General features: G+C 56.0%; 7 protein-coding genes. 3 read left to right on the forward strand and 4 right to left on the reverse strand.

Annotation, left to right across the window (positions count from 1 at the left end):
• Positions 1 to 59: 59 nt before the first annotated feature.
• The 3 genes from ACPUC7_RS19560 to ACPUC7_RS19570 are packed head-to-tail and all read right to left on the reverse strand — an operon-like array spanning position 60 to position 3,375.
• Positions 60 to 1,712 carry an ABC transporter permease gene (locus ACPUC7_RS19560; protein ID WP_494924147.1) on the reverse strand — a complete coding sequence of 551 codons (1,653 nt, stop codon included), beginning with the start codon at positions 1,710 to 1,712 and terminating at the stop codon, positions 60 to 62.
• Positions 1,713 to 2,684, reverse strand: coding sequence for an ABC transporter substrate-binding protein (locus ACPUC7_RS19565; protein WP_494924148.1), 972 nt, complete (start codon positions 2,682 to 2,684; stop codon positions 1,713 to 1,715).
• Positions 2,662 to 3,375 carry an ABC transporter ATP-binding protein gene (locus ACPUC7_RS19570; protein ID WP_343551622.1) on the reverse strand — a complete coding sequence of 238 codons (714 nt, stop codon included), beginning with the start codon at positions 3,373 to 3,375 and terminating at the stop codon, positions 2,662 to 2,664. The genes ACPUC7_RS19565 and ACPUC7_RS19570 overlap by 23 nt, the downstream gene beginning before the upstream one ends.
• A gap of 229 nt (positions 3,376 to 3,604) precedes the next feature.
• On the opposite strand from ACPUC7_RS19570, the gene ACPUC7_RS19575 reads away from it, so the two are divergent.
• Positions 3,605 to 4,828, forward strand: coding sequence for an MFS transporter (locus tag ACPUC7_RS19575; RefSeq protein ID WP_494924149.1), 1,224 nt, complete (start codon positions 3,605 to 3,607; stop codon positions 4,826 to 4,828).
• A 255-nt stretch (positions 4,829 to 5,083) separates the two neighbouring features.
• Here ACPUC7_RS19575 and ACPUC7_RS19580 read toward each other — a convergent pair whose 3' ends face one another.
• The gene (locus ACPUC7_RS19580) at positions 5,084 to 5,899 is read right to left on the reverse strand and encodes a TIM barrel protein (protein ID WP_494924150.1); all 816 of its coding nucleotides are present in this window, start codon (positions 5,897 to 5,899) and stop codon (positions 5,084 to 5,086) included.
• A 425-nt stretch (positions 5,900 to 6,324) separates the two neighbouring features.
• Between ACPUC7_RS19580 and ACPUC7_RS19585 the strand changes: the two genes are divergently transcribed.
• Both ACPUC7_RS19585 and iolB read left to right on the forward strand, forming a co-directional pair.
• Complete coding sequence (locus tag ACPUC7_RS19585) at positions 6,325 to 7,830, forward strand: CoA-acylating methylmalonate-semialdehyde dehydrogenase (protein WP_494924151.1); 1,506 nt, start codon at positions 6,325 to 6,327, stop codon at positions 7,828 to 7,830.
• A gap of 26 nt (positions 7,831 to 7,856) precedes the next feature.
• Positions 7,857 to 8,672, forward strand: coding sequence for a 5-deoxy-glucuronate isomerase (gene iolB, locus ACPUC7_RS19590; protein ID WP_494924152.1), 816 nt, complete (start codon positions 7,857 to 7,859; stop codon positions 8,670 to 8,672).
• Positions 8,673 to 8,875 lie beyond the last annotated feature (203 nt).

Below are 8,875 nucleotides of genomic sequence, written 5' to 3' on the forward strand. Positions count from 1 at the left end.
GAGTGTAGTTGATGGAAATTAAGCGTCTGTTTTTTAAGATAAACAGAAATTCCGCATCATTAGCGGCTCTGACGCCGCATCAGCGCTGTCGCCGCCAGCATCAAACTCAAACTGGCTAACAACGTTAGTGTCGCCATTGCCATACCTTGTCCTACCGAACCTTGCTCGAACTGCCGCCAGATAAAGATTGCCACGGTCTGCGTACCAGCAGGGGCCAGCAGCAGCGATGTCACCAACTCGCGCGACGCCACGGCGAATACCATCATCATCGCGGCCAGTAATGCAGGAGAGACCAACGGCAGCACGATCAAGCGCAGCGCCTGTAAGCGCGATGCGCCGTGCACGCGCGCCGCCGGTTCCAGCGTGGGTGCCAGTTGGCGCAACGCGCTGCTGACATAGCGCACCGGCCACGGCAGCAACAAGCAGCTGTAGGATAAAAGCAAGATAAATAGGGTGTTATATGGTGAAGCTGGCCAGAAGCCGCGATTCCAAAGCAGGATCAAACCCACACCGACCACCACGCCCGGCATTGCCGCGGGCAGCAGCGCCAAGCCATCCATCATTGCCAGTAAGCGAGTTTTGCCTTCCGACACGCGCCAGGCGATCAGGAAACCCAGTGCGCCGGTCAATAGCGCCGCGCCCAATGCCAAGCCGATGCTGGTGGAGAAGGCGGCCAACGCATCGCCTTGCTGGCTGAACAGCGCGCCGAAATGGCGCAACGTCAGATTATTAAGATGCAATCCGCCGGACAGCGTATTCAGCAAGCCGCTCAAGGTCATGGCACCCAGCGGCAGCACCACCGCCAACATTACGGTGAGCACAAACGGTAGCAGCATCACACTTTGCCAGCGACCGGCCTGCGCCAGTTCCTGCATCACCGGTTTGCCGCTAACGGCGGTGACATCGCTGCTGCCAGTGAGTTTGCGTTGTAAGAACCACGCCGCCAGCGCTATCAAACTCAACATTAATGAAAGCGAGGCCGCGCCGGGCAGATCGATGGGCCAGTCGGCGAGTTTGGTTTCAATGCCAACCGTCATCAGCGTCAGATTGGCTTGCGTGCCGAGCGCGGCAGGTACGCCGTACTCTTCAATCGCCAGAGTGAATGCCAGCAGCACGCCGCCCGCCAGCGCTGGTAGCGTCAGTGGCAAGGTGACATGCCAGAAGCCGCGCCACGCCGATGCGCCATGCACGCGCGCTACCCACGCCAGACGCTGCCCGCTCGCCAGCAGCGAACGCGACACCGCAAAGTAAACCACCGGGAAGATATTCAGCGTCATCACCAGAATCATGCCGCTACTGCTGAACAGCAGGCTGTCGAAATTGATGCCGGTAAGTTGTTGCAGATAACCGTTGCGTTGCAGCGCCAGCGTCCATGATAGCGCTACGATATAGGGCGGCGTCAGGAAGGGGATCAGAAACAGCAGATCCCACAGCGCCGCGCCCGGCAGGCGGAACAGGCCGCGAAGTGCGCCGAGCGGTAAGCCCAGCAGCAAACTGCACAGCGCCACGCCGCCGCCGATTTTCAGCGTGCCCAGCCACATTGAGGCCAGTTGCGGATCGTCAAGCAGCGCCGGTAACGTGCTGAATGCGCCGCGCCAGCTTCCCTCGCCAAAGTGTGGAAACACCGCTTGCAGCAAAATAAACAGCAGCGGCAGCGCGACCAGCATCATCAGCGCCAGCAGAATCAATCCATTCAGGGCACGCGACATCATTTACTGCCCGAACAGTGCGCCAAAGCGCTTCAACACCGCCGAACGTTCGCTACTGCCATCGCTTTTGGTCGGCAGCAATTTGATCTCGGTGATCAGCGGACGTTGCGCTTTGATGTCGGTACGCGCTGGCATCAACCAGGCTTTGGCCACTTGTTCCTGACCTTCATCCGACAATACATAATCCACGAATTTCTTCGCATCATCAGCGTGCTGGCTGCTTTTGAGGATCATCATCGGACGCGGCGCGACCACCGTACCGTTCTCCGGGAAGATCACTTTCACGCTTTCGCCCTGAGCGATGTTGTTATAGGTGACGTAATCGACCGCGCCAAACACCGCGGCTTTCGCGCCTTGCAGCACCGGCGTTACCGCTTGTGCGTTCGGGCCACTCATCACCATGCCGTTGGCTTTGAGCTGGTCAAACAGCTGCCAGGCTTTTTCACCTTCGCTGTTTTGCAGGCCAATCAGCAGATCAAGCGAAGCACCGGAAAGCGCCGGATCGGGCGTGGTGACTTTATCTTTAAACGCTGGCGCGGTGAGATCCTGCCAGGTTTTCGGTTCTGGCGTGTTGCTCTGGGTATTCCACACGATGCCGAGCGCGGAAATGCCTTGCGCCACATAGCTGGCGGTTTTGAATTGATCCGGCACGTTCGCCGCGTTGGCGCTTTGGAACGGCAGCAACCAGCCGCGCTGTTGCAGATCTTCAGCGGTATCCCATGAAGCTGAAATCAACACATCGGCTTGCGGATTGGCTTGTTCTGCTTCGAGGCGCGCCATCACTTTGCCGGTGGTGGCCTGGAAAATATTCACTTTGATACCGGTTTGTTTTTCAAATCCGGTAGCAAGGCTTTTCGATAACGATCCTGGACCGGCGGTGTACACCGTTAACGCCTGGGCATCGTTGATCATCATGGCGGAAGTCAAAATCATCGCGCTGATGGCTCCTGTTCTAGATAACTTGAGAGATGGCATTGCGGTCCCCTGAGAGGTGAGTAACGGAAACAATCTGGCCCTGCGCCAGGTGAATGATGCGATCGGCCAAGGTGTTGGCTTCTTCGCGATCGTGCGTAACGTAAACAGCGGTAATGCCCGCGGCGCGCAGCAAATCCGCCATGGTATGCACCAGGGTTTCACGCAGGTCGCGGTCAAGATTGGAGAGCGGTTCGTCGAACAGCAGGATCGCCGGTTTCGCTACCAGCGCGCGCGCTAAAGCCACACGCTGTTGCTGGCCGCCGGAAAGCAGCGCCGGTTTGCGATCGCCAAAGTCAGCCAAACCCACCTGCGCCAATGCGGCGTCGGCTTGTTGACGCGCGGCGGCTTTTTTCATGCCGCGCATGCGCAGCGGGAAGGCGACGTTTTGCGCCACCGACATGTGCGGCCACAGCGCGTAATCCTGGAACACCATGCCGAGGTTGCGTTTTTCCGGCGCATCGCAATGATTGGCCGACGCCACGCAGCGGTCGCCGATCCACAATTCGCCTTCACTCGGTTGCAGCAAACCCGCCAAAATCTTCAGCAGCGTGCTTTTGCCACAGCCGCTGGGGCCGAGCAGCGCAAGGATTTCGCCTGCGGGAATGGTCAGGGAGAGATCGTGCAGAATAGTCAGGTTACCCACCGACCATCTGAGATTTTTCAGTTCGATTGGCAGCGCGGCATGCGTCATCTTCCACCTCCCGCGAGAGAGTTGGTGTGGTGCACGCGCGCCTGAGCAGAAATCAGGAGCGTCATCAAATTGTCTATCCTCTTTGGGATTTGATGGCGGCGAGTCTACGTGGGCGATATGACGAATTGATGACCATAAATTCAGGCGATCTGCGGATGCACGCGGTGGGAAAAAGCGTATAGTTAACGCTCTTGTATAAAAATTCCGTCACCCACGAGCGCAATCACTCATGCCTGACCTGCCTGCCGCCGCACCTGAACACGGGCGTTTTCGTCTCAATCTGCTGATCCTTTCCATCGTAAAGTTCAACTTTGCCAGCTATCTCACCATCGGCTTGCCGCTGGCAGTGCTGCCCGGTTTTGTCCATGACGGGCTGGGTTACAACGCCTTTTGGGCCGGATTGGTGATCAGCCTGCAATACATCGCCACGCTGTTGAGCCGACCGCACGCCGGACGATATGCCGATATGTGGGGGCCGAAAAAAGTGGTGGTGCTCGGGCTGGTAGGCTGTTTGATCAGTGGCATCTGCATTCTGTTGTCGGCACTGAGCGAAGGGCAGGGCGTGCTGAGTCTGGTGTTGCTGTGTCTGGGCCGCGTGATTCTGGGAATCGGGCAAAGCTTCTCCGGCACCGGCACTTCGCTGTGGGGCGTGGCGCGCGTTGGATCGCTGCACATTGGCCGGGTGATTTCGTGGAACGGTATTGTGACGTACGGCGCGATGGCGATTGGCGCGCCGCTCGGCGTGGTGATTTTCCGCAGCGGCGGCTTGCTGCTGCTCTCTTGCATCATCATCGCCTTTTGCGTGCTGGCGATTGCGCTGGCGCTACCGCGCGCGCCGGTCAAAGGCAGCAAAGCCAAGCCGTTGCCGTTTCGTGATGTGCTGAGCAAGGTCTACGGTTTTGGTTTGATTCTGGCGATGGGCTCCGCCGGATTTGGCGTGATCGCCACCTTTATCACACTGTTTTATCAGGACAAAGGTTGGGACGGTGCGGCCTTCGCTCTGACGATGTTTAGCGCGGCGTTTGTCGGTACGCGTTTGCTGTTTCCCAATGCGATCAACAAATTGGGCGGTTTGCGCGTCGCGAGCATCTGTTTTGCGGTGGAAGCCATCGGCTTGTTTCTGGTGGCCGGTTCCTTTGATCCATGGATGGCAAAGATGGGCGCATTCCTCACCGGAGCCGGTTTCTCGCTGGTGTTCCCGGCGATTGGCGTGGTAGCGGTGAAAGTAGTGCCGCAGCAAAATCAAGGCAGCGCGTTAGCCACCTATACCGCGTTTATGGATTTGTCGTTGGGGATCACTGGCCCGATTGCCGGTTTCATCATGAGTTATGCTGGCGTGTCGCTGGTCTATTTCCTTACCGCGCTGCTGGTGTGTTTAGCGCTGTTCTGCACGCTGCGCATGATGAAACGCCTGCCGGAAACGCCCACTGTCGAAATCAAAGAGAACGCCTAGGTGTACGTGGATGAAAACCAGGTCACCATAAATGGCGACCCTACGAATATACAGATTATGTATCCTCTAAATAATTTACGTCAGAGCAAGGCGGCAAGCGTGGGAATCCCCGGGAGCTTACGCCAGTAAGTGACTGGGGTGAGCACGCGCAGCCAACGCAGCTATCACGTAAATTATGACGAGGATAAAAAAGGGCCTCCGACCGAGGCCAACACTAGCAAATTGTGCCTTGTTCAGACACAGATAAGGGTTCTTTTAAGCTTGAAGCAACTCGATGCTTTGACGGACTTCACGTTCGATTTCCTTCGCGCCCCATTTCTCCAGTTCTGATGAGAATGGCTCAAAGGCATAAACGCCTTTATAGCCCAGCATCTCCAAACGCTTCACTTGCGCCACGCTGTTCAGTACGTCGCGATCGCTGAGCATAATGCGTTCTTCATCGGTCAACTGCGCCGTTGGGCGGGTATCTTCCACGCCGGAAAGATGCACCAGGCCAATCTGATTAACCTCAATTTCCTGCGGGAACTCATTTTCAGCGTTTTCATACAGATGATGATGAAAGGTATCCAGCAGCAGCTTAAACGGCACGCCCGCCTGTTTAATCAGCTTCTGCGTTTGTACCGCCGAACGCAGTGAACTCACCGGGAAGCCCAGCGGCTCCACCAATCCCTGAATGCCATACTCGGCAAAACGCGGCGCCAGCAGTTGCAACGCTTCCAGCGTCTGTTGCGGTGTTCGTTCAATCCCTTCATTCAACGGACACATCACCAGCGCCTGCGCGCCAATCGCATGGGCTTCTTTTAACATCGCATCCGCTTTTGCCAGCAGCGCGTCGTCGGCACGGTTAAAGGGATACAACGCATTAATCGTGACGATCTCAATAGGGTACTTATCCGTCAGCGCCCGCAGTTCCGTCACGCTCAAATCATCGGTCACCTTGCCGCTGGACATGTCATTGCGCAGCTCAACTTTACTCAAGCCGAGGCGCTGCACCAGTTGAAAGAACGCTTCCAACGACAGCGCAGGTGCGATTTTGCGGTTAATACAGAAACGGGTTGGATCGATGGCCATTTACGGCTCCTGTAAGCGGATACGGATAAGGTGCAGCAAAGAGAACATTTATTTCATTATTATTGAATTATGAAATATCAGATATTGGATCTGCCTCGCAAAAATTTCATATTTCGTTTCGCATTGCATTAGTTGACTGGATAGATGACACAAATTTTGTGCTTGCAGGCGTTAAGCGTTAGCAGGGTTTGCGGGTCTTTCATCGCCCGGACACAACCGTTACAGGCAGGTTTGTCATGACTCATCATCCTGTGCAGAAAAAATGCGATCCATGCCGCTAAAAGGAAATTTTCCAAAAAGAAGTATTTGAAAAATTTATTTCATTGCTATAGCTTCATAGCACGCTTTAAGTATTGCCTGATCGGGTAGCGTCGCTGTTTTGTATTGGCTGCCTGCAGGGAACTCCACATCAAAGAGGCAACGACATGACTATCGTAGGAAACTTTATCGGCGGCAAAATTACCCACAGCGCCAGCAATGAAACTATTCCCGTTTACGACCCGGCAACCGGCAAAGTGGTGCGCGAACTGACGCAAAGCACCGCGGCGGAAGTTGAAAAAGCGATTGAAGTCGCTCATGCCGCCTTCCCTGAATGGTCGAAAACTGCGCCGCTGCGTCGTGCCCGTGTGATGTTCAACTTCAAAGCGCTAATGGAAAAACACCGCGATGAGCTAGCTGCCTTGATCGTGTCTGAGCACGGCAAAGTGTGGTCAGATGCGCTGGGTGAGCTGACGCGCGGTATTGAAGTGATCGAGTATGCCTGCGGTATCCCACATCTGATTAAAGGTGAAAACTCTCCGAGCGTCGGGACTGGCGTGGATAGTTATTCCCTGATGCAGCCGGTTGGCGTGGTGGCGGGGATTACGCCATTCAACTTCCCAGCGATGGTGCCATTGTGGATGTTCCCGATCGCGCTGGCGTGCGGCAACACCTTCATTTTGAAGCCACCGGCGCTGGACCCTTCTGCGTCAGTGCGCATGGCTGAACTGCTGAAAGAAGCCGGCTTGCCAGATGGCGTGTTCAACGTGGTGCACTCTTCAAACGAAGACGCTGAGCAACTGTACAAAGATCCGCGCGTGGCCGCAGTGAGCTTCGTCGGTTCTTCTGGCGTCGCAGAACACATCTACAAAACTGCCAGCGCGCACGGCAAACGTGTTCAGGCGTTTGGGGCGGCGAAAAACCATGCCATCGTGATGCCAGATGCCGATCTGGATGCCACCGTGAACGCCATTATGGGCGGCGCGTTTGGTTCAGCGGGCGAACGCTGCATGGCGTTGCCGGTGGTGGTGGCGGTAGGCAATGACACCGCTGACAAACTGATTGCCCGTTTAACGCCGCTGATCAAAGCGCTGCGCGTCGGTCCTGGCATCCAGCAAGGTGCGGAAGAGAATGAAATGGGACCGGTGGTTTCAGCGGCGCACCAGAAGAAAGTGCTCGGCTACATCGATAAAGGTGTGCAAGAAGGCGCGAAACTGGTGGTGGATGGACGCGGCATTCAGGTGCCGGGCCATGCCGAAGGTTACTACGTCGGTGGCACGCTGTTCGACAACGTGACTTCTGATATGACTATTTGGCGCGAAGAGATCTTCGGACCGGTACTCAGCATCATGCGTTCCACCGATTTCGACAGCGCCTTGCAATTGGTGAACAGCCACGAGTTCGGCAACGGCAGCGCCATCTTCACCAGCAACGGCCACACCGCGCGCGAATTCGTGCAGAACGTGGAAGCGGGCATGGTCGGCGTCAACGTTCCGGTGCCAGTGCCAATGGCGTTCCACAGCTTCGGCGGCTGGAAACGTTCGGTGTTTGGCGCGCTCAACGTGCATGGTCCAGACGGCGTGCGCTTCTACACCCGCATGAAAACCGCCACCGTGCGTTGGCCGAGCGGTCAGCAAACTGTTTCTGAGTTCAGCATGCCAACGCTGGGCTAACATCGCTCAACAAGGAGGAAGAGAGAATGTCTCTGATTTCGAAAGCGCAACAGCCAGACAGCAACGGGCGGATTCAACATGTCACGCCGGAAAGTGCCGGTTGGGAATATGTCGGTTTTGATGCCTATTTGCTGAAAAAAGGGCAGAGCCTGAAGCTGAGCAGCGGTGACAAAGAGTTGTGCCTGGTGCTGGTTGCAGGTTTTGCCTCGGTGAAAACCCGCCACGCGGATTTCCCGAATCTGGGTAAGCGTCTGTCGCCATTTGAACGCACGCCACCTTACTCGGTGTATGTGCCGCATAACGATGAAGTGGAAGTGTATGCGGATAGCGATCTGGAGCTGGCGGTGTGTAATGCGCCGAGCAACGGTCATTTACCGGCGCGTTTGATTGCGCCGGCGGATGTAGGCGTTGAGCAGCGTGGCAAAGGGCGTAACAAGCGTCTGGTACACAACATCTTGCCGGATAACAAAGAAGCCGACAGCCTGCTGGTGGTGGAAGTGTATACCGACGAAGGCGCGACCAGTTCGTATCCCAGCCACAAGCACGATCAGAAAGACAGTCCGGACGAAACCTATCTGGAAGAAACCTATTATCACCGTTTCGATCCGGAACCGGGTTTCGCCATGCAGCGCGTTTATACCGACGACCGTTCGCTGGATGAGTGCATGGCGCCGTACAATCGTGATGTGGTGACGGTGCCGCGCGGTTATCATCCGGTGGCAACCATTGCCGGTTACGATAACTATTATCTGAACGTGATGGCGGGGCCAAAGCGTCTGTGGAAATTCACCTGGGAGAAAGATCACGCTTGGGTGAACAGCGACCAATATCCGCGCAGTTAAAGGGTTTTATAGGGTGGGCATTCATGCCCACCAATGTAAAAAGGGCAGCTAATTAGCTGCCCTTTTTACTGGTCACCATAAATGGCGTAATGCTCGTCAGTTAAGCCTCAAACATGCCGGAACGCATAGCGTTTCGGCTTTTTCTTTACTGCCCGGGGATAGTGTCTTGGTCGCCGGGTGGGAAGCACGAAGCTGGGTGCCAT

It is taken from the genome of Pantoea sp. CFCC18179, assembly GCF_059412405.1.

Coding starts and splice junctions, on each gene's coding strand:
- ACPUC7_RS19585 (WP_494924151.1), top strand. CDS start 6,325: ATGACTATCGTAGGAAACTTTATCGGCGGCAAAATTACCCACAGCGCC.
- ACPUC7_RS19565 (WP_494924148.1), bottom strand. CDS start 2,684: ATGCCATCTCTCAAGTTATCTAGAACAGGAGCCATCAGCGCGATGATT.
- ACPUC7_RS19575 (WP_494924149.1), top strand. CDS start 3,605: ATGCCTGACCTGCCTGCCGCCGCACCTGAACACGGGCGTTTTCGTCTC.
- iolB (WP_494924152.1), top strand. CDS start 7,857: ATGTCTCTGATTTCGAAAGCGCAACAGCCAGACAGCAACGGGCGGATT.
- ACPUC7_RS19580 (WP_494924150.1), bottom strand. CDS start 5,899: ATGGCCATCGATCCAACCCGTTTCTGTATTAACCGCAAAATCGCACCT.
- ACPUC7_RS19560 (WP_494924147.1), bottom strand. CDS start 1,712: ATGATGTCGCGTGCCCTGAATGGATTGATTCTGCTGGCGCTGATGATG.
- ACPUC7_RS19570 (WP_343551622.1), bottom strand. CDS start 3,375: ATGACGCATGCCGCGCTGCCAATCGAACTGAAAAATCTCAGATGGTCG.